Genomic DNA, 22,313 nt, shown 5'->3' on the forward strand with positions numbered 1-22,313 from the left:
GTATTATGGAACCTAAGGGAGGGATATTTGTCATTATAGGGATGATTTTTATTTTTATTTTATCTATATTACAAAAGGTAGATTTAGAAAAATTGATGAAGTAGTACATTTAAATTAGAGAATTTTGGGTTGCTATTTCATAAAATAGCGAGTATACTATATAAAATATGTGCAAAATGCACAAGAACCATGTGCGGATGCGATAATATAAAGGGATGAAAAGATGAAAATTTTATTAGTAGATGATGAACGCGAAGAAAGAGAGGGGATTTCTTGGCTTATAAAAAAATATAAATATCCATTAGAAATCATGCAAGCGGCAAATGGAAAAGAGGCATTGCAGTATATTAAAAAGTACAAAATAGATATTTTGTTTACGGATGTAAAGATGCCTATTATGAATGGGTTAGAATTGGCGAAAGAAGTGTATAAGAGATGGCCGGAGATAAAAATTATAATTTATAGCGCATATGGGGAATTTGATTATGCAAAACAGGCATTGGAAGCAAATGCCGTAAGTTATTTGTTAAAACCTATAGAGATTGATGAATTTCAAAAGTTAATGAGTTCTGTTATACAAACAATTAATGATGATAACAAAAAAGATGAGCAAAATCAAAATGCCGAAATTCAGAATCGCAAGAATTTATTTTATAAGATATTTAATAGGGCATATATTGCAGATGATGACAGAGAAAAAGTAAACCAGATACTTTTTGAACCAAATAAGGCAGGATGCAAATTGTTGGATGTGGAGTTTGCAGAAAATTTTTATGAAGAATATGAAGAGCTATTTACTCATTTTTTGAAAATGTATATGGGAAAAAATGTGTTATATTTCAATATGTATCCTAATGAAGCGTATTTATTGGTACGAGATAAAAAATATTTAGTTGGAGATAAGATAGAAGAGCAATCAAAAAAGTTTTTAATGGATCTGCATAAAGAAACGCAAAGCGAAGCGGTAATGATTATTAGTGATCTGATAGAAAATGATGCGAAATTAGAAGAGCAATTGGTTGAAATTCATAAAATACAAAGAGAGATATTTGGCTACGATAATCAAATTATTATGGTGAAATCCTATTTTAACGAAACAGAATATTATGCCTCGGATGTAGAAAGCGCCGGTAAAAAATTGGAGCAAGCATTTACGTCTATGGATTTAGAATTAATTAGAAAACAAAACGAATTGTTAAAGAAAACGATATTGTCATTAGACAAAGTTAGTAAATTATATTTGCAAAATATATTATATTCTATTATTAAATCTTTGTATGATAAATCTCCGAAAATAGAAATGGAAGAGGTTTTGGCTTCGTCGGAAGGAATGTTTCGGGCAAAAGATGCAAGAACAATGCTGGAGATTTACGGAGAGTCTATGGACAAGATGTTAGATTCTTTGGCGTTAGAAAAGCAAGATGATTCAAGGATTATTCATAAAATTAAAAATTTGGTAGAAAAAGATTATGCGAAAGATATTAGTTTGAATTATGTGGCAGAAAATGTGAATTTAACACCAGCATATATTAGTTATATTTTTAAAAAAGAAACTGGACAAACGTTGGTAAAATATATAACTGATGTGAAAATGATGAAAGCTAAAATTATGCTTGAAGAAGGAACATTAAAAATTGTTCAGATTGCTAAGGCTTGCGGTTATGAAAATCAATCATATTTTAATAGATTATTTAAAAATTATTATGGAATTACCCCAAAGCAATTGAGAGAAAAAATATGAAAAAAATATGGAACTGGTATTACGGAAAAGCATCTATTAGGAAAAAATTGATTATTAGTTACTTGATATTGGTTATGTTACCAATTTTAGTGTTAGGTATGTATTCATATTATGTATCTAAAAAAAATTTGATAAGACAGACTAAGCATACAATGGAAAGTAATGTTGATGCAATCTCTTATAGTTTGCAAAATGATATTCAACGAGAAAATGACAATATTAAATACTTGTCATATAATGCAAAGTTAAGAGGAAGTTTGGAAAATGGATTGAAAAATAGAAATGCATTAGTGAAAGAAATGAACGATTCGGTGGAGCCTACATTTTGGTATTTTATAGCTAGCGATGATAAGATAAAAGGAATAGAAATTTATTCGCCATATGTTAAACAGTCATTGGGGAGTTTTTTGAAACCATTAGAGGAGGAAGAAAGAAGAAATTGGTTCAGTAAAAACCAAAATAATTTTAAAACAGAATGGAGTGTTGAAGGCAATCGGATTTGTGCAACAAGAATGATTTTGGATTCGGCGACTTCATCGACGGCAATTGGATATATGCAATTAGAAGTGTTTGAAGATGAATTCTTGGATGGGATTTTTCAATCAAACTATCTGAAAAATGGAATTCTTTTGGTGGATGCGAATAGAAAGAAAATAGTAGAACGAACAATTGAAGATAAAAAAATAAATAAAAATATTCATGAACATATCGAAAAAAGCCGAGAAGAAAGGGTTTACGAAACTAAAAAGTATATATTAGTGTCTTCTAAGGAAATGGATAATGGATGGAGATTATATTATTATATCGATAAATCGGAAATTTCGGATCAAATTCGAGAAATTCTAGCAACGACGGTGTTGGTGATGGGATTGTGTCTTGCGGTTGCATTGATTATGATGAGTGTGCTTTCTAAAATTTTAAGTACGAGAATTCTTCAACTAAAACATGGAGCGGAAGAGATTAGTAAAGGAAATTTTGACCTAAAGATAGAGCAGGATTATTCTGATGAAATAGGAATTGTGGCAGAAAGTTTTCGCGAAATGTGTATGAAAATAAATCAAATGATGCAGGATATGTACCAATTAGGTTTGGAAAAGCGAAAAGAAGAGTTAAAAGCATTGCAAGCAATGATGAATCCTCATTTTTTGTATAATTGTTTGTCTAGCATTAAATGGAAAGCTATAAGGTCAGAGCAGGACGATATTGCAGAAATCACTGGACTTCTTGCAAAATTCTACCGGACGGCACTAAATGGAGGAAGGCAGATTACAATTGTACAAAATGAATTGGAAAATATTAAAGCATATTTACAAATTCAACTAAAATCACATGAAGATAATTTTGATGTAGAGTATCAGTTGGATGAAGCAGGAATGGAATGTCAAATGCCGAACTTCTTATTGCAACCAATTGTTGAGAATGCAATATGTCATGGAGTGGATTTGTGTGAATATGAGAGAGGAAAAATAAAGATAGAGTACATATATGGTGAAGAATTTCTTGTATTTCATGTATATAATAATGGTCTGCAGGTAGATAAAGGAGAATTGGAGAAGATTTTAAATACCCCTGGAAAGGGGTATGGAATTTATAATATTCGTGAAAGAATTCGCATGTATTATGATGAGGAGTGTGGCTTATATAGCTCGATTACAGATGATGGTATGATTTGTTTTTCTGTTAAAATTAGAAAAGTGATAGAGAATAAATAAAAAGTGGGAAGCTGAGTAATGGCTTCCTGCTTTTCGTATAGAAGAATTTCTTGAAAAAATGTTATAAATCCAAAAAATGTACAATTTTAATATATATGGTTAAAAAGTATAATTAAAGCAAATAGAGGAGGACAAAAGATATGAAGAAAAAAATCGTAAGCGTTCTGTTATGTGCCACAATGGTAGCAGGATTAGTAGCGGGGTGTGGCAAAAGTTCTGATAGTAGTTCGGAAAAAACAAGTGACGGAAAAACAAAAATTCGAATGACGTATTGGAACAATGAAGATACTGTGAAAACACTTTTGGATTACCTGGAAAAAGAAGTGCCGGATGTAAAAATTGAGTTCCAATTTATTGATAATTCAAATTATGACACAGTTGTTGATACACAGCTGTCGGCCGAAGAAGGACCAGATATTATTTGTGAATCACCAGCATCTGCATTAAAACATGCAAAATTAGGTTATCTGGAAAAAGTCAATGATCTTGGAAAGAAATATTCTGATGCAGGAACAAATGTATATAGCTACGATGGAGATGTATATGCGTTACCGGGAATTAGCTGGTTTGAAGGAACATATTTTAACAAAGAATTGTTTGAACAAAATAATATTGAATTGCCAACAACATTTGATGAATATTTGGATGTATGCAAGAAATTTGAAGATCTTGGAATTAAACCATTAGCAGCAGGATTAAAATCATGGGAGCCAATGTTAAAGAATTCGATGGCTTTTGTAACGGCAGAATATCTTTCAACGGATGAAGGAAAAGATTTCGGAGAAAAATACAGAAACGGAAAAACAACATTGGAAGGAAACTGGAATAAATATCTTGAAAAATGGTCAGAGATGATTACTGATGGAGTATACACAAAGGATATGGTAGGAATTGACCATGATCAGGCTCTTGAGGAATTTGCAACCGGAAAAGCAGCAATGTTCTGTTCGGGTCCATGGGATTTGGATACTATTGAAGAGAAAAATCCAGATCTTAAGGTTGATATGATGCCATTCTATGGAACGAAAGCAAGTGATGGATGGCTGATTGGAGGACCAGGATGTGGTTTTGCGGTAAATAAATCATCAAAAAATAAAGATGCAGCAATGAAAGTATTAAAAGCACTTTCTACAGAGGAAGGACAGAAGGCATTCTGGGAGGATAATCAGGGTGGTTCGTCTTATCTTGAAGGAGCTAAATTTGAATTACCAGAAGAATATGCAAGTGCATCAAAAGCATTGGAAGCGGGTAATGTATATTGTCCATGGAATGAATGGGGAGATGCAGCAAGTGCACATGAAACATACGGAACAGAAATGCAGTCATACCTTCTGGGAGAACAGGATTTGGATACAACATTGAAGAATGTTGATTCGGCAGTAAAAGAATTGCTTGAAAAATAAGATACAGTAAAAGAATGAATAAGGTGCCTCTCGCGTCCCAAGTGGCGCAAGGCACCTTTTGATTTTTTAGGAGAATGAAAAATGGTGAAAAAGAAAAAACTACGAGCTGGTGAGCTTGGAAAATATTTTATTATTTTTATTTTACCAGCACTGATTATATATTTATTATTTAGTATTACCCCGTTTTTGTATACGATTTATTATAGTTTTACAGATTACACGGATATGAACCCAATTAATCTTCATTTTGTGGGATTAAAGAATTATATAAAGGTATTGCAAACACCGGTTATGTTGGCGGCCATTAAAAATTCGGTTATCTATGCAATTTTATTAACTGGATTTCAAACGCTTCTCGGATTGCCGCTTGCATTTATATTAAATCAGAAATTAAAAAGCAGAAATCTGCTGAGAGCAGTATTTTTCTTTCCGGCAGTATTTAGTTCTTTGATTATAGGATATTTATGGAACTTTATTATGTCATCTTCGGATTTTGGGTTAATTAATAATATTTTGCATCAGTTGGGATTTGGAACGTTGAATTTTTTCACATCGAAAAATGCATTATATTCTGTTATTTTAACACAAATTTGGCAATGGACAGGTTGGGCAATGGTTATTTTCCTTGCAAATTTACAGAGCATTTCTCCGGATCTTTATGAGGCAGCAGAAATTGATGGAGCCAGTGGATTGAAAAAATTTATGTATGTAACTTTACCATTAATGTGTCCATCGGTGAAAATTGTAATTGTTACAGGATTGATTGGCGGAATGAAAGTATTTGATATTATTTATTCTATGACATCAGGTGGACCTGGTGATGCCACACAGACAGTTATGACGGTTATGATGAAAAAAGGAATATCAGAAGGATTTTACAGTACAGGCTCAGCCTTTGGTGTATGCTTCTTCATTATCGTTCTTGCAATTAGTGCAGTAGTAACAAAATTAATGGGAAAATGGAGTGAGGCAATACAATGAGAAAAGAAAAAAGAAATCTTGCGATTACCGAAATTTTTATGATTTTAATAGCGGTAATCTGGTTTATACCAATTTATTATTTAATTGTTACAACTTTAAAAAGTTCACAAGAGGCAACAGCAAATCCGCTTGGTTTGCCTAAAGTACTTCGGTTGGATAACTATGTAAATGCGTGGGTAAATATGGAGTTTCCGAGAGCATTTGGAAACACATTGTTTATTACTGCAACAGCGGTGATTTTGATTGTTATATTTGGCTCTATGGCAGGATATGCATTGGCAAGAACAAAGTCCAAAATGGGAACCAGAGTTTTTCTTCTGTTTCTTGCTGGATTGATTGTCCCATTTCAGATGAACATTGTTAGTTTGTATAAAATTGTAAAAGGATTTGGGTTAATGAATACTTTGTGGTCCGTTATTCTTGTAGATGTAGCAATTAATACACCTCAGGCGGTATTTTTATTTAAAGAATTTATTGAATCTACAATTCCAAAGGAATTGGAAGAGGCAGCAGCAATTGATGGATGCTCTGTGTTTAAAAGATTTTTCCTGATAGTACTACCTTTGTTGAAACCAGTTATTTCTACTGTAGTAATTATTGTAACATTAAATGTATGGAATGAATTTATGACGCCACTTTTGTTTTTGCAGAGCAGAGAAAATGACGTTATTCTTCAGGAAGTAACAAGAAATATTGGACAGTTTGCAACAGATTGGACAGCATTATTCCCAATGCTAATGCTTGGAGTTGCACCACTTATGATTTTTTATGTATTTATGCAAAAATATATTATAGCAGGTGTAGCAGCGGGCGCAGTAAAGGGTTAAAGAAAAAATTAAATATGAGGATTAGAAAATGAATCTGGATATAAAAAAAGTATGTAATAATGTCATGATTATTGTGCCGCATCAGGATGATGAAATCTTGATGGCGTCAGGAGTAATTAGAATTTGTCAAAAGAACAATATTCCATGTACGGTTGTGATGGCCACGAATGGTGATTATGGATGTGAGGACTATTCTAAAGGTTGTGCAAGACTTAAGGAAAGTGTAGCAGGATTGGAAACTCTTGGAAGCAACAAAGAATCATTTGAAATTATGGGATATGCAGATACTGGAATGCCGGAAAGTGAAAGTTTTTTGACACATCTCTATAATGAAAAAAACGAACAAAAAATTTATTCATCATCTTGCGCACAAGAAACATATGGGTTAAAAGATAAAGCAGAATTCCATATGAGAAAATATGGAAAACATGGAGCGTATAATCGAGAAACGTTTGTAGAAGATTTACAGGTGTTATTGGAGGAAAAGAAGCCGGATGTTATTTTTACAACATCCGAATATGATACCCATGGGGATCATTCAGCATTGTATTATTTTGTGTGTGAAGTCTTGGATATGTTAAATGAAAAAAATGGGTATGAGCCGAAAGTGTTTTGTGGATTAATTCATTCTTGTGCGGGTGACGATAATTGGCCTGAAAGAGATACGACAATATTTAGCTGTCCGCAAGGATTGGAAGAAAATGGCAAATATAAATGGGAAGAACGAATGATATTAGAACTGCCAGAAGAGATGACAAAAGTCAGAGGAATAAATAATTTAAAATATCAGGCACTTTTGAAACATGAAACGGCTTTAGAACCAGATGCATATGAATTCTTAATGGCTTTTATTAAAGATGAAGAAATTTTCTGGAAGGTACGTTAAAAAGTTAAATATAAGGAGAAAATAAATGGATACAGATAAACGACCGATTTATCCAATTCAGGTATGGGACATTACAGAAACGGAATTTGATATAAATAATAATTATAGAAATGAAACAACATTTGCCCTGTCCAATGGATATATTGGAACACGAGGAACTTTTGAGGAAGCCTATGATTTTGACATAGATACCGGATTAGAAGGCAATTTTGTGAATGGATTCTATGAAAGTGAAAAAATACGTTATGGAGAAGCTAATTTTGGTTCTCCACTTTTAAGTCAGTCTCTTTTGAATTTGCCGAATTTAAAAGAAACACACGTAATACTTGCTGACGAAAAATTTGACATGATGGACGGTGCAGTGGAAAAGTATGAACGAGTGCTTCATATGAAAGAAGGAATTCTGGAAAGAAAACTTATTTGGACATCTCCGAAAGGGAAAAAAACAAGAATTCAGATTTTGCGATTGGTTTCATTTGCCAGAAAAAATATAATGTTAATTTCATATAGGGTAACACCATTAAACTATTCGGGAGAAATTCAATTTGTTTCAAAAATGCAGACAGATGTGGAAAATCACACAAGGAAAACCAATCCGATTGTTGATTATGGTCCTTTTGGACGTAGGCTGGATCCAGACAAAATGTGGGCAAAAAATAATAAAATGTATTATGAAGGCACAACAAAGGGAAGTCAATTGACAATGGCATGCGGAAGTTCACATGTGTTATGGAAAAACAATGATTTGATAAAAGAGTTGTCCTGGCAAAAAGACATAAAAGAGATGATGGCAGAAATTTCGGTATCTGTGGAATGTGAACAGGGAACAACTGTAAAATTAGATAAATTTATTTGTTATTCAACTGCGCTTGATATGGGAAAAAATGAGTTGGAAACATTTGTGAATAAAGAATTAGAAGCGGCAGAAACGGATGGCGGCCTTTATCTGGAAAAATATCAGAAAGAATATATGGAAAGCTTTTGGAAAATAGCGGATGTAGAAATCAAGGGGAATGAAGCTGTACAACAAGGAATTCACTTTAATTTGTACCATATTATTCAAGCAGCAGGAAGAGACGGACATACAGGAATGGGAGCAAAAGGACTCTCTGGTGAAGGATATGAAGGGCATTATTTTTGGGATACAGAGATGTATGTACTGCCGGTTTTGATATACACAGAACCGGAAGTTGCAAAGAAATTGCTTGATTACAGATATGGAACATTGGATCAGGCGCGAGAAAGAGCAAGAATATTAGGACATATGAAAGGTGCACTATATCCATGGCGTACCATTAATGGGGCAGAAGCTTCGACATATTACCCGTTGGGAACAGCACAGTATCATATCAATGCAGATATAGCGTATGCATTATCGCTTTACTTACAAGTTAGTGGAGATGTGGAGTATCTCAAAGAAAAAGGAGCAGAAATTTTAATAGAAACAGCAAGAGTGTGGGCTGATGTTGGAAGCTTTGCAGAATGTAAAGATGGAAGATACTGTATTTGTGATGTAACAGGACCAGATGAGTATAATGTGTTGGTGGACAATAACTTTTACACAAATCTCATGGCGCGTGAAAATTTGAGAGATGCTGTAGGAGCAGTGAACTATTTGAATGAAAATGCGCCGGAAGTATTATCTCGTTTGGAAGAAAAAATAGATTTTTCTATAGAAGAGATAGAAATGTGGAATCAGATTATTGAGAAGATGTATTTTCCGTATGATGAAAAACGTCAAATATATCCAATGGATGATGGATTTATGATGAGAAAACCATGGGATGAATCTAAGATACCGCCGGAAAAACGTGCATGGCTTTATGAAAATTATCATCCATTATTTATAATGCGTCATAGAATGTCAAAACAGGCAGATGCGATATTGGGAATGTATTTACATAGCAATTTATTTACGGAAGAAGAAATAAGAAGAAATTATGATTTTTATCAAGAAGTGACGTTACATCATTCTTCATTATCAACATGCATATTTGGAATAGTTGCTTGTGATATCGGATATTTGGATGAAGCTTATAAATATTTTTCCCAATCGGCAAGAATGGATTTGGATGACTATCATAATAATTTTTATGCAGGAATCCATGCAGCAAATATGGCAGGTACATGGCAGGCAATTGTGAATGGTTTTGCAGGAGTACGTTGTCAGGATTCGAAATTGCGTTTCAAACCTGTAATTCCAAAAGAATGGGAAGAATACCGATTCAGGCTCAAACGAAAAGGAACGTTACTGGAAGTGACTGTATCCAAGGATGAAGCGATATTTGAAATTATAGAAGGGGATAGAATAAGTTTTTCGATTGGTGAAAAAGATATAATACTGGAAGGTGAAGGAGATCGATATGTGGAGAAAATATAAGGCTATTTTTTTTGATTGGGATGGAACGGCCGTAATGTCGAGAAGAGCGCCTGTAGATAAAGCAGTTGCAGCGATGCGTCCGCTGTTACAAAAGGGGATTAAACTAATAATTGTCAGTGGAACAACTATAGAAAACATTGCGGGAGGAAGAATCGAAAGTTATTTTACGGAGAAAGAGTTGGAAAATCTTTATCTTGGATTAGGGAGAGGTGCGTATAACTATTCCTTTAAGAATGGAATACCATATATATTTGAAAATATGGTTCCAGATAAAGAGGCTATTTTGAAGATACATCAGATTTGTTTTGAAATACATCAAACATTAAAAGAAAAATATGACTTTGATACGGATATTGTATTTAGCAGGCCGAATTATTGCAAAATTGATCTTATGGTAGAAAGTCAGAGAGGCGATAATTTGTTCATGCAAGAGGATGAGCTTGGACATTTGAAAGAAATTTTAAAAGAACATGGAATGGAAGGCGGACTTGGTGGATTAATTAATCTTGCACAAACAATTGGGAAAAAACATGGTATAGATGTTGTACCAACATGCGATGCAAAATATCTTGAAGTAGGAGTTACGAGTAAAAGTGATAATATTGATGTAATTTTAGAAAAAATTTGTACCGAAAATAATATAAAACCTGAGGAATGTACATACTGGGGAGATGAGTATGTAGGAATTGAAAAGGATATATTTGGAAGTGATAGCTTTATGAAAACCGAAAAAAGTCAAAATGGTGATTTTTTTGATGTGTCAGAAGTTGCTGGTGAAAGACCAAATGGAGTAGAAAAGATAGGAGGTGGAGTAGATAGATTTTTATGTTTTCTACGTGAACAAGAATAGGAGGAAAAATATTGAGGAAGATTGGAAAAATATTTTTAGTAGGAATTATGGCGGTTATTGGGATGATGATTCCAATGAAAATTCAAGCGGCAGATATGCCGGCAAATCCGGTTGATAAACCAGGATATACTTTGGATTATGCTGATGAATTTAATGGTGATTCGTTGGATAAATCTAAGTGGACCGATTATTATCTACCGCATTGGAGTAAAAATCCAGAAAATGCAAAAGCAAATTATCGATTTGAAAACGGATGCTTGGTGGAATATATTACTAAAGATCAGCAGGCGTGGAGTCCAGAACATGATGGAACGGTAAAATCGTCAGCGATTATGTCTTTTGATAAAAGCTGGATACATAATTTTAGTGGAACAACAGATAATCAGGATAGAGATACTTGGTATGGATATAAAACAAAGTATGGATATTTTGAAATACGTGCCAAATTAGCAAATTGTGGTGGCGGTGGACACCAGGCATGGTGGATGGTTGGAATGCAGCAAGATACAGATGACTGGTTTAATTCAAAACAAACTGGTGAAATAGATATTTTAGAAACATTTTTTAGTACACCAAATGCCTGGAGAACAGCTGCGTATGGATGGAATGATCCGAATTTTCAAACAAGCTGGTGGATTAATCAAGATGCAGTTCCGCAAGGAAATCCAACAGAAGAGTTTCACATTTATGCAATGGATTGGACACCAAACAGCTTGAAATTTTATTATGATAATCAATTGGTTCGTGTTATTTATGGTTCTCCAGATTATGAAATGGGTACTATTTTAAATATTTATACAGATGCAGGATCAGGAGAACATAATGATGTTTGGCCAAAGGAATGGTATGTTGATTATTATAGAGTTTGGAAGTCTGATAAAGGATATGACAAAAATGAGGCAGAAGAATATTTATTGAGAAATCATCAGACAGGTAAGTATGCATATATTGAGCCTGAAAAAGCAAACGTACAGTATGGAGACATACCAGAAAATGAAGACTATGCTAAATGGAAAGTTGAAAACGTAGATGGATATGTGAGATTAAAAAATGTTGCAACAGATGAATATATGCATATTGAAAATCTTTCCGGATATGTAGAACATGGTAAGGTGCCAAGTACTTATTGGAGTGCACAGTGGTCAGTCAAACAGGTTGACAACTATTTGAAATTTACTAATAGATGGCAAACAGATAAATCTATACATACAGAAGATTTGAAATCGGTTCTTCAGTACGGAGAGTGTCCGGATACATGGTGGACAAGTCAGTGGCAATTGATAGATATGTAATAATAAGCGGTAGAAAACATAAGAGAAAACATATACAGAAAAAGCTATGGAAGGCCATAGCTTTTTCGCTACAATATTGTCAAACAGCAGGTGTCACAATTGATTTATTTTTTTGTACATTTGTTTCTTTCCTTTTGTACAATCTTGCCTTTCTCTAATCAATTTGTTAGATTGAGATAGCAAAGATTGATAAAGCAATGGGGAAGCATAAGACTACAGTGGATTTGCGAAAGGAGAAGGATTTTATCTCAAACTGGTATGTCTGGAGAAGAATCCTCTCCGGATTTTCACTTGCCGAAATTTTTCGCAGAGGCGGTTATTACGACGGATAGTAAAAAACAATAAAGGACAAATTAAAAAGGTGACTGGGAGGTTAAAAGCTATGAAAATTTATAAAGCAAAAGACTACAAAGATATGAGCAGAAAGGCAGCCAACATCATTTCTGCACAGGTGATCATGAAACCAAACTGTGTACTAGGACTGGCAACAGGATCAACTCCGATCGGAACTTATGATCAGCTTGTAGAATGGTACAATAAAGGCGACCTGGATTTTTCGGAGGTAACAACAGTGAATCTGGATGAATACAAAGGACTGCCACGTACAAATGATCAGAGCTATTATTACTTCATGCATCAGCATCTGTTTGATCGTGTGAATATTAATCCAGAGCAGACGAATGTACCAAATGGTATGGAACCAGATGCAGAAAAAGAATGTGGAAGATATGAAGAACTGATCCGTTCGGTTGGAGGAGTTGATCTTCAGCTTCTTGGTCTTGGACATAATGGACACATTGGATTTAATGAGCCGGGAGCAGCATTTGAAAAAGAAACACACTGTGTAGATCTGACAGAAAGTACGATTGAAGCAAATAAGAGATTCTTTGAATCGGCAGATGATGTCCCGAAACAGGCATACACGATGGGAATTAAGACAATCATGCAGGCAAAGAAAATTCTGATCGTAGTGAATGGCGAAGGAAAAGCAGATATCGTAGAGCGTGCGTTTTTTGGCCCGGTTACACCGGAAGTACCAGCGTCCATTTTGCAGATGCATAACGATGTGACATTGGTTGGGGACGAGGCTGCGCTTTCGAAAGTTATGGAATTACATGCTGAAGAGTTGGATTATAAAATTAAATTATAAAATATAGAAAAATAAATTATATATATTGATTGGATATGACATGATATTATATGAGAAGGGAAACCTAAGCCAGGCGGCTATCCTCCTTTCGGAGGGAAACCCTCCAGATAAGAGAAAGGAGGGTGATAAAATGATTACATATTCTGAAATGATTCAGTTTTGTATATTTGTTGTTGCTCTTGTAAGTCTGTGTTATCAGATATTTAAGAACACAAAGAAATAGTCGCCACTACCGCAAATAGTGATGACTGTTAAATAATTAATAGTTATTAACTTTGGGGTAGCCGCTGATGGCTTCCCTTTTTTGTGGCTTAAATATAGCATAAATATTATGTGGTTTCAAGAATATATATTAAATAATATACATAACATTAGAAGATTCCAGAAGAACAGCGCTTGCAATTATTGCAATTCTTGAATCTGCAGAGGCAGGAATGCCGGTAGAAGTTGAATATTAATAACAGGTAAAAGAGGCAGAAGAGAAGATGCGAACCTTCTCTTCCGCCTTTTTCTGCGAAAATTATATAAATAGTATTGATTGTGGTTTCGGTCCTTTAAGTATCAACATCATCACCAAATGTCCCCTCCGCCATCGCTTTAATCGAAGAAGCATACTCTGATGGCGTCATCCCAGTCACTTTCTTAAACTGTCTGGAAAAATAATGAATCGAAGCATATCCCAGATGTTCTGCAATCTGTGTGAAATTCATCCGATTGGTACGGATCAGTTCTTTTGCAGCATTGATTTTCAGCATAGAAAAATATTCAATGATACCAAGATTGCAATGTTCTTTAAAAATTTTCTGCAGCTGTGAACGGCCGATCAGATTGTCTTTGCAGATCTGGTCAATCGTAACATGCGTGGTCAGATGGCTTTCAAGATAATCTACAACCCGGCTAAAAACTTCAGCGTCATTTTTGCTCTTGGTAGCCTTTGGCGGATCTGTTTTTGGTAATGTTTTGTGCAGGACGATTGGATTAGAATAGCGCCGGATCAGATGTATCAGAAAATGTTCCAGATACAATTTGATCATCTGCTGTGAGCCAAATACATCGGAAGTTTTTAAAGGCATATTTTGAAGATAAGGATCATCCAGACGGCAGTCAAAGCATCTTCGGGCTTCAATGATAATATTAGCGAGAAGATTCCGTTCTGTTTCATCAATCCTTAAAAGTCTGTCATTAAAAAAATACATGGCATCATCTGTGCATTCAAAAGATATGACGACCAGATTTGGAGCAATACTACCGGTAGCTTTTACGTCATGGAATTCGTTTGGCTTGTGGAAAACAAGATCGCCTTTTTTCAGAACGGTATAGGAGTTGCCGCGTGTAACGCCTACTTCTCCTTTGTCAACACAGACAAATTCCCAAAAGTTGTGGGATTCTCCCGCAAAACTAAAATTACTCATATATTCAAAATAGTGAATACTGAAAATTTTCCCAATCGTAATAGAATTTTGCAATTCGATTCCATGATAAGCCATAGTGCTACTCCTTTTTACCCCATTACATCTATATGTTTTATTTATATAGAAAGGACTGACGTTGTAGATCCGCACAAAAATATCACTGCCGGATCAATGTTATTGTTATATATTATCATACATGAAGGAGAAACAAAAAGCAAAGTGGAAATGTGCAGAGAAGGAAAAACACAGCAACACTGGACGATTGTACAACTTCACTGGACAAAAGTATAATACCTTTCCCGTTAACTTGGTCTATAATACAACTAAAATCATAAAGAAAACGAGGTGATATGAGAGGTATGGAACGTAAGAATTTATGGCAGACATACAGTGAGGCACAGCTTCAGGAATTAGAAGAAGTCAATGCAGCATACCGCACATGTCTGAATGAAGGAAAAACAGAGCGTGAATGCGTAAAGAAGACCATCGAACTTGCTGAAGCCGAGGGTTATAAGAATATGAAAGACCTGATCAAAGCAGGCACAAAGATCCACGCCGGAGACAAAGTATACATGGACTATATGGGGAAAGCCATCGTACTTTTCCAGGCAGGAACCGCACCGGTCGAAGAAGGTATGAACATTCTGGGAGCACATATCGATTCGCCAAGAATTGACGTAAAGCAGAATCCATTATATGAAAATGAAGGACTCGCTTTTCTGGACACACATTACTATGGTGGTGTGAAAAAATATCAGTGGCTTTCCATTCCACTTGCGCTTCACGGTGTAGTTGTTAAGAAGAACGGAGAAAAGGTAGAGATCTGCGTTGGGGAAAAGGAGACAGATCCGGTACTTGTCATCAATGATCTTCTTCCACATCTGGGAGCAAGACAGAGAGAAAAACTGGCAAAAGATTTCATCGATGGGGAACAGATGGATCTTTTGATCGGTAACCGTCCTGAGGACAAAGAAGAAAATGCAGTGACAAGAAGAATCAAGAGTATTCTGAAAGCAAGATATGACATTGAAGAGGAAGATTTCCTCTCAGCAGAGCTTGAAATCGTTCCTGCAGGAAAAGCAAGAGACTGTGGTCTGGATAACAGCATGATCCTTGCATATGGACAGGATGACAGAGTGTGTGCATTCACATCCCTGTTCGCAATATTGAGAGCAAAAGAGGTTACAAGAACTTCCTGCTGTCTTTTAGTAGACAAGGAAGAGATCGGTAGTACGGGAGCAAGTGGTATGACATCCCGGTTTTTCGAAAATGCAGTTGCAGAATATGTACTTCTGAATGATGGCGTAGAATATAACGACATCGTATTAAGAAGAACACTGGCTAATTCCAAGATGTTATCATCCGATGTAAGTGCGGGATTTGATCCGATGTACGAGGATGTATATGAGAAAAAAAATGCAGCATTTCTGGCACGCGGACCTGTATTTAACAAGTATACAGGATCTGGCGGAAAGAGTGGATCTAATGATGCCAACCCGGAATACGTTGCACAGCTCAGACAGATCATGGAAGAGGCAAATGTAAACTTCCAGACAGCAGAGCTTGGACGTGTGGACGTCGGCGGCGGCGGAACCATCGCTTATCTGATGAGTGTCTATGGAATGGAAGTTATTGACAGTGGCGTGGCAGTGCTGGGAATGCATGCACCATGGGAGACGACAAGTAAAGCAGATATTTATGAAGCAGTAAGATGTTATGAAGCATTCTTAAAAGCAGCATTCTAGAGTGTATCTGTAAAAATGTACATACATACCTTGGTATAAATAAAAATGACGCAATGGGGCGCGTAAATGCAGGCTTCATTGCGTCATTTTTTATGCCAACGCATGTAAGAGAAGTTGCCAGTGGCAAGTTCTCTTACATGCGTTTGGAAAGATCAGATTACTCCGCTTCCCTGTCGCGTTCCTTACCATTACGCAGTGCATCGGTAATTCCTTTTACAGAAGATGCATAAGCGGATGGCGACATCCCGGTAGCAATCCGGAACTGCTTGGAAAAATATGGAAGAGAACTATAAGAAAGGAAATATGCAATCTCCGTCAGGTTCATAGAACCATCGCAGATAATATCCTTAGCTCGCTGAATTTTCATCTGGTTAAAATAGTCAATCACACCACAGTCCAGCTGTTCATGGAACAATGACTGAAGAGCAGATCTTGAGATGGAAAATGCATCACAGATATCCTTAACGGTCAGCTTCTCACAGATGTGAAATTCCATATATTTCAGAATCTCATTGATCCGTTCGTGTTCGGCAGATTCTTTCTCCGGTGAAGAGGTGTGAGGATCTGAGGTGGCAGAGGCTTCTCTGTGTTCCCGGATCAAAGTGATCAGGAATAATTCCAGATACAGAAGGATCATCTGCTGAGAGCCAAAAGGTGCGTCTTCTCTTAGCTGTACCTGTTCAATGGAAGGAATATGCATCGGTGTGGCAAGTGTATGGCGTCCTTCTGTAATGATCTTAGATATTATGGAACGTTCTTCCATACTGAGAGTAAAGCTTTTCTGGATAAAAAAGGACATAGCCGGAGAGTCACTGGTAAAGGACATGACAACCAGATTTGGCGAATCTTTTCCAATGGATTTGATGGCATGAAATTCATTTGGCTGATGAAATATGATATCGCCGGTATTAAGTGTAGTCCAGTTATCGTCTGCGCGGACGGCAACCGTTCCTTTATCCACATAGAGGAATTCCCAGAAATTATGAGATTCTCCCTTGAACTCAAAATTTTTCATATATTCAAAATAGTGCAGGGTGATGATTGCTTCAATATTAATAGATCGTTTTAATTTGGTCTTTATATAGGTCATAATCGTACCTCCTGGCCTATATTGTAACAGGATATGGACAATATGACAACAACGTTGGACGAAACTCTAAGCAATGTTGTGCAAAATACAATATAATAGACAACAAGAAATGAGAAAATTAGCGAATTTGCCAATGAAAGGTGGTTCATATGTTGGATATTAAGACAAATACAATACAGCTTAGAATGGACGATAAGAATTTAAAGTTTTCATTCTGCAAAGGAAATACGGAATGGAACTGGACGAAAGATTACCGTCCAAAGATGGAGTGTAAAGAAGGAACCTTTTTCTTTGACGAAGCACTGGAGATTCATCATGAACTGGTACATAACGGAATCGGAGAAGGAATCCGCAGTTCATTTGCAGGATTTGAAGTAGGAGGAACGAAAGTTCCGTATGCGTTCGAAACTTATGCATGGATTGAGGGATGTACAGAAGACATTTTCTTTGAATGGATTCCGCTTTGTGAAGAGGGGCTTACAGTAGAAAAAGTATTCTGGCCGGGAGAGCTGGAATTAGAAGAAAAGAGAAATGACTGGTACACACTGCTGAACATGCAGCAGGGAGTGCTGATTCCAAATGACTGGGAGACAGAGCTTACAGCAATTCCGTTTGACGGATTTTTTGAGACAGCAGGTGGATATATGCCATGGTTTTCACAGTTTAAGGGACGCGACGGATATATCGCGATCTGTACAACACCGTGGAATGCAGGATATCAGGCAGAGCATCCGGAGAACGGACCTTATACACATGTAGGTGTAAGATTTGAGCCAAGTCTTGGTAAGATGGACTATAAGCGTGTTGTCAGATATACACTGATCGAAGATGGAGATTACAACGATGCATGTAAAATCTACAGAGATTATGTAAGAGAACAGGGTAACTTGTGTACACTGAATGAAAAAGCAGCAAGAGTTGCTTCTGTAGACGATCTGATCGGATGCAGCTTCATTCACAAAGGAATTAAGACTTTTGTTCAGCCGGAATCAGACTTTTTCGATCCGGAGAATCCAGATAAGAACAACAACCTGACACCATTTGCAGTCAGAACCAAAGAGATGAAAGAGCTTCATGAACTTGGAGCTGGAAAATTATATCTCCACCTGGATGGCTGGGCAGAGCCTGGATATGATAACAAGCATCCAGATTACACACCTGCCTGTGAAGAAGCCGGTGGATGGAAAGATATGAAAGAGCTGGCAGATACGATGCAAAAGCAGGGAGACCTGTTTGGAATCCATGACCAGTACCGTGATTATTATTTCGCAGCAGAAAGTTTTGATGAAGATTATGCATGCAGACTTACAGACGGAACAATCCCGACTCATAAAAGATGGGCAGGAGGACAGCAGTCTTACCTGTGTGCAACACAGGCTCCACATTATGTAAAACGTAACTTCCAGGAGATTGGAAAGAACCAGATTCATCTGAACGGAGCTTACCTGGATGTATTCACATGTAATGAGGGTGATGAATGTAATAATCCAAGACACCGTATGACAAGAAGAGACTGTTATGACTTCAGAGCAAGATGCTTTGATTATCTGATGTCAAAAGGAATTCTTCCAAGTTCTGAAGAGGTCAGCGACTGGAGCGTACGAAGCCTTGTATTCTGTCACTACGCACCATATGATTTCATGCTCCGCAAACCAGGAAGTCCAAAACATGGAATACCGGTACCACTTTTTAACCTGGTATATCATGACTGCCTGATCGAGCCATGGATGATGGAAAAGATTGATGACACCGAAGACTACATGCTGTATGCATTGTTAAATGGCGGCGCACCTTACCTGATCCGTGACGGTGCATATCCGAACTTTGATGGTTCCTTTGATGGAAATGTGAAGATGCACATCGAAGAAGATATTAAGAGATGTAAAGTTGTCACAGACCTTCATAAAAAGGTTGCAAAATGTGAGATGATAAGCCATGAAATGGTAGATGGCAATCCACAGGTTCAGAGAACTACATTTGCAGATGGAACAAAGGTTACGGTAGACTTTGAAAAGCAGACTTATAATATCGAAACAGTAGCATAAGATAATGTAAATATTCTGGAAACAGACATTTGCAAAGAATAGAAGAAACAAAGGATGAAGAAAGGCGGGATAAAAGTTATGAGTAAGCAGATGACAGTTGCAATCGCAGGACTTGGAAGCAGAGGAAGAGACACCTATGCAAAAGCCGCAAAGATCTATCCAGATAAGATGAAGATCGTTGCAATTGCAGACATTGATTCTGAAAAAGTCAGACTGACAGCTGAAGAATATGGAATTCCGGAAGCGCACTGCTACGCAAGCGCGGAAGAGATGCTTAAGGAAGAAAAACTTGCAGATGCAATGATCATAGCGACACAGGACAGACAGCATGTAGAACAGGCAATCATAGCACTAAAAAAAGGCTATCACCTGTTACTGGAAAAACCAATCTCACCGGATCTTTCGGAATGCAGAAAGATCTCGGAAGTAGCAAAAGAGTGTAAAAGAGAAGTCGTTGTCTGTCATGTCTTAAGATACACACCGATCTACCAGAAGGTAAAAGAAATCCTGGATGCAGGAACGATCGGCAATGTAATCTCAATCATGGCAATTGAAAATGTAGGCTGGTTTCATCAGGCACACAGCTTCGTCAGAGGCAACTGGGCAAACTCAGATGAGACAAGTCCGATGATCTTACAGAAGTGCTGCCACGATATGGACTTATATCTGTGGCTGGCAGATAAGACCTGCAAATCGTTGACTTCCTACGGTGATCTGAATTATTTCACACCGGAGCATGCACCGGAAGGATGCACCGGAAGATGCCTGGATGGATGCAAGGCCAAAGAAAACTGCATCTTTGATGCAGAAAAGATCTACATGGAACATGAAAGAATCGGTTACCGCAAAGGCAACAGATTATGGCCGTTAGATGTACTGGTACCATCCGGGGTGACAGAAGAAAAACTGATGGATGCAATAAAGACAGGACCATATGGAAAATGCGTTTTCGACTGCAATAATAATGTAGTAGACCATCAGGTCGTGAACCTTCAGATGACAGATGGCACGACGATGAGCTTTACCATGTGTGGTTTCACATATGAAACTTCCAGATATGCAAAATTCATGGGAACCAAAGGTGAAGTAATCGTAGATATGCAGCCGTATGAAAAGGAAAGCAAGATCGTGATTGAATACTTCGACCCGGAAAAGACAAAAGAAGTAATAGATGTTGCAGCATTATCCAATGACTTTTCCGGACATGGTGGCGGAGATAATAAGATGGTTGAAGAATTCCTGGACATCATAAGCGGAGAGAAGACAGAGAGTACATACGTAACATCTCTTGACAGATCTCTTCAGAGTCACTATTGTGCACTGGCGGCAGAATATTCCAGACTGCATGAAGGTAAAGCAGTTGATATCGATACATTCCGATAGTAGCCGGTAAAGGTGAGATATATTGGAAAATATGATGTAATTAATATGTATATGTATTTTTTGCAGAGCAGCAAAAAAGTTCATATAAAGTGTAACCCTGAAACAGACACGAAAAGGAGTAAACATTATGAAAAAGAACATGAGAAAAGTAGCAGCCCTTGGCCTTTGTGTAGCAATGGGCGCAACCATGCTGACAGCTTGTGGAGGAAGCGACAGCAAGAAAAGTTCCGGAGGAAAAACAGAATTAAGCTTTGGTATCTGGGATGAGAACCAGAGACCGGCAATGGAAAAACTGGTAAAAGCATATGAGAAAGAGAACTCAGATGTTAAGATCAGTATCCAGTTAACACCATACAAAGGTGGAGAGTACTGGACAAAACTCGAAGCAGCAGCAACAGGTGGAAAAGCACCAGATGTATTCTGGCTGAACGTACTTCACCTTGACTCTTATGTAGATGGAGGAATCCTTGATGATCTGTCAGATAAGATCAAAGATTCTGATATCAACGACAACTTCTCAGAGACACTGGTAAACAACTATGTACGTGATGACAAGAACTATGCAGTACCAAAAGACTTTGATACAAACGCTTTATGGTATAACAAAGAGATCTTTGATGAGTGTGGAGTTGCTTATCCTACAGATGACATGAGCTACGATGATCTTGTTGCAACAGCAAAAGCATTAAAAGACAGCGGAAAACTCGGAGATGGTGTATATCCATTCGCTTGCCCGGTTGATTTCCAGACATGGTATTATCAGACAGTATACGCTAATGGCGGATATATCTTAAGCGATGACAAGAAGTCTACAGGATATGATGATCCTAAGACACAGGAAGGTATCCAGTGCTGGATCGATATGTACAATGAAGACTTATCACCAAGCGCATCTGCTCTTTCAGAGACAACAGCAGACGCTATGTTCGAAGGTGGACAGCTTGCAATGAACTTCGCTGGATCATACATGGTTCCAGAGTATGCTGAAAATGATGCAATCAAAGATAAGGTTGATTGTGTAGAGATTCCTACATTCAACGGAAAAGAAGCTAACTGCATCAATGGTCTTGGATACGCAGTATACGAAGGAAGCAAGAACAAAGAAGCAGCAGAAGATTTCGCTATCTGGCTTGGAAGCGAAGAAGCTCAGGCAATCCAGGGAAAAACTGGTGTTGTAATCTCAGCAAGAGAAGACGCTCAGAAATACTTTGCAGAAGCTAACTCACAGTACAACCTTGCAGCTTATACAAATCACTCTGACGAAGCATATCCACTTCCAGTTTGTACAAAAGCAGCAGAACTTTATGACCTTGAAGCAACAGAACTCCAGAAAGCATACAATGGTGAAGAATCACTTGCAGATGTTTGTAAGGGTCTGACAAAACAGGCAGATAAGTTACTTCAGGAGAAATAGTA

17 protein-coding genes are annotated in these 22,313 nt (G+C 37.0%); 15 read left to right on the top strand and 2 right to left on the bottom strand.

Going from position 1 to position 22,313, the window contains the following annotated elements:
- The first annotated feature begins 223 nt into the window (after positions 1 to 223).
- The 11 genes from ACWJAF_RS09290 to ACWJAF_RS09340 all read left to right on the top strand — a co-directional run bounded on the left by ACWJAF_RS09290 (position 224) and on the right by ACWJAF_RS09340 (position 13,445).
- Entirely contained in the window at positions 224 to 1,741 is a 1,518-nt protein-coding gene (locus ACWJAF_RS09290) for a response regulator transcription factor (protein ID WP_448863453.1), read from the top strand.
- Positions 1,738 to 3,453: a sensor histidine kinase gene (locus ACWJAF_RS09295; RefSeq protein ID WP_448863455.1), complete on the top strand. Its 1,716-nt coding sequence runs from the start codon at positions 1,738 to 1,740 to the stop codon at positions 3,451 to 3,453. The genes ACWJAF_RS09290 and ACWJAF_RS09295 overlap by 4 nt, the downstream gene beginning before the upstream one ends.
- 140 nt (positions 3,454 to 3,593) lie before the next feature.
- On the top strand, positions 3,594 to 4,856 hold the full coding sequence (locus tag ACWJAF_RS09300) for an ABC transporter substrate-binding protein (protein WP_448863457.1): 1,263 nt from the start codon (positions 3,594 to 3,596) through the stop codon (positions 4,854 to 4,856).
- 81 nt (positions 4,857 to 4,937) lie between these two features.
- Positions 4,938 to 5,837: a carbohydrate ABC transporter permease gene (locus tag ACWJAF_RS09305; protein WP_448863459.1), complete on the top strand. Its 900-nt coding sequence runs from the start codon at positions 4,938 to 4,940 to the stop codon at positions 5,835 to 5,837.
- Positions 5,834 to 6,664, top strand: coding sequence for a carbohydrate ABC transporter permease (locus ACWJAF_RS09310; RefSeq protein ID WP_448863461.1), 831 nt, complete (start codon positions 5,834 to 5,836; stop codon positions 6,662 to 6,664). The genes ACWJAF_RS09305 and ACWJAF_RS09310 overlap by 4 nt, the downstream gene beginning before the upstream one ends.
- A 28-nt stretch (positions 6,665 to 6,692) precedes the next feature.
- Positions 6,693 to 7,550, top strand: coding sequence for a PIG-L deacetylase family protein (locus tag ACWJAF_RS09315; RefSeq protein WP_448863463.1), 858 nt, complete (start codon positions 6,693 to 6,695; stop codon positions 7,548 to 7,550).
- A gap of 25 nt (positions 7,551 to 7,575) precedes the next feature.
- A complete protein-coding gene (locus ACWJAF_RS09320) occupies positions 7,576 to 9,930 on the top strand; it encodes a glycoside hydrolase family 65 protein (protein WP_448863465.1) in 2,355 nt (784 codons plus the stop codon).
- A complete protein-coding gene (locus ACWJAF_RS09325; protein WP_448863467.1) occupies positions 9,914 to 10,780 on the top strand; it encodes an HAD family hydrolase in 867 nt (288 codons plus the stop codon). Before ACWJAF_RS09320 ends, ACWJAF_RS09325 begins: the two co-directional genes overlap by 17 nt.
- A gap of 11 nt (positions 10,781 to 10,791) precedes the next feature.
- Positions 10,792 to 12,072 (top strand): family 16 glycosylhydrolase, encoded by a 1,281-nt coding sequence (locus ACWJAF_RS09330; protein WP_448863469.1) that lies wholly within the window; start codon positions 10,792 to 10,794, stop codon positions 12,070 to 12,072.
- A gap of 382 nt (positions 12,073 to 12,454) precedes the next feature.
- Positions 12,455 to 13,222 (top strand): glucosamine-6-phosphate deaminase, encoded by a 768-nt coding sequence (nagB, locus tag ACWJAF_RS09335; protein ID WP_448863471.1) that lies wholly within the window; start codon positions 12,455 to 12,457, stop codon positions 13,220 to 13,222.
- Positions 13,223 to 13,352: 130 nt separating this feature from the next.
- Positions 13,353 to 13,445, top strand: coding sequence for a putative holin-like toxin (locus ACWJAF_RS09340; protein ID WP_448863473.1), 93 nt, complete (start codon positions 13,353 to 13,355; stop codon positions 13,443 to 13,445).
- Between the two features lie 331 nt (positions 13,446 to 13,776).
- On the opposite strand, the gene ACWJAF_RS09345 is transcribed toward ACWJAF_RS09340, so the two are convergent.
- Positions 13,777 to 14,709 (bottom strand): AraC family transcriptional regulator, encoded by a 933-nt coding sequence (locus ACWJAF_RS09345; protein ID WP_296092236.1) that lies wholly within the window; start codon positions 14,707 to 14,709, stop codon positions 13,777 to 13,779.
- 284 nt (positions 14,710 to 14,993) lie between these two features.
- On the opposite strand from ACWJAF_RS09345, the gene ACWJAF_RS09350 reads away from it, so the two are divergent.
- Positions 14,994 to 16,379 (top strand): aminopeptidase, encoded by a 1,386-nt coding sequence (locus ACWJAF_RS09350; protein ID WP_448863475.1) that lies wholly within the window; start codon positions 14,994 to 14,996, stop codon positions 16,377 to 16,379.
- Between the two features lie 157 nt (positions 16,380 to 16,536).
- Here ACWJAF_RS09350 and ACWJAF_RS09355 read toward each other — a convergent pair whose 3' ends face one another.
- Positions 16,537 to 17,469, bottom strand: coding sequence for an AraC family transcriptional regulator (locus ACWJAF_RS09355; protein ID WP_448863477.1), 933 nt, complete (start codon positions 17,467 to 17,469; stop codon positions 16,537 to 16,539).
- 149 nt (positions 17,470 to 17,618) lie between these two features.
- On the opposite strand from ACWJAF_RS09355, the gene ACWJAF_RS09360 reads away from it, so the two are divergent.
- The 3 genes from ACWJAF_RS09360 to ACWJAF_RS09370 all read left to right on the top strand — a co-directional run bounded on the left by ACWJAF_RS09360 (position 17,619) and on the right by ACWJAF_RS09370 (position 22,311).
- Positions 17,619 to 19,514, top strand: coding sequence for a DUF5696 domain-containing protein (locus ACWJAF_RS09360; RefSeq protein WP_448863479.1), 1,896 nt, complete (start codon positions 17,619 to 17,621; stop codon positions 19,512 to 19,514).
- Between the two features lie 78 nt (positions 19,515 to 19,592).
- Entirely contained in the window at positions 19,593 to 20,897 is a 1,305-nt protein-coding gene (locus ACWJAF_RS09365; protein WP_448863481.1) for a Gfo/Idh/MocA family protein, read from the top strand.
- 127 nt (positions 20,898 to 21,024) lie between these two features.
- Positions 21,025 to 22,311 carry an ABC transporter substrate-binding protein gene (locus ACWJAF_RS09370; RefSeq protein WP_448863483.1) on the top strand — a complete coding sequence of 429 codons (1,287 nt, stop codon included), beginning with the start codon at positions 21,025 to 21,027 and terminating at the stop codon, positions 22,309 to 22,311.
- Positions 22,312 to 22,313: the final 2 nt, after the last annotated feature.

It is taken from the genome of Dorea sp., assembly GCF_977044405.1.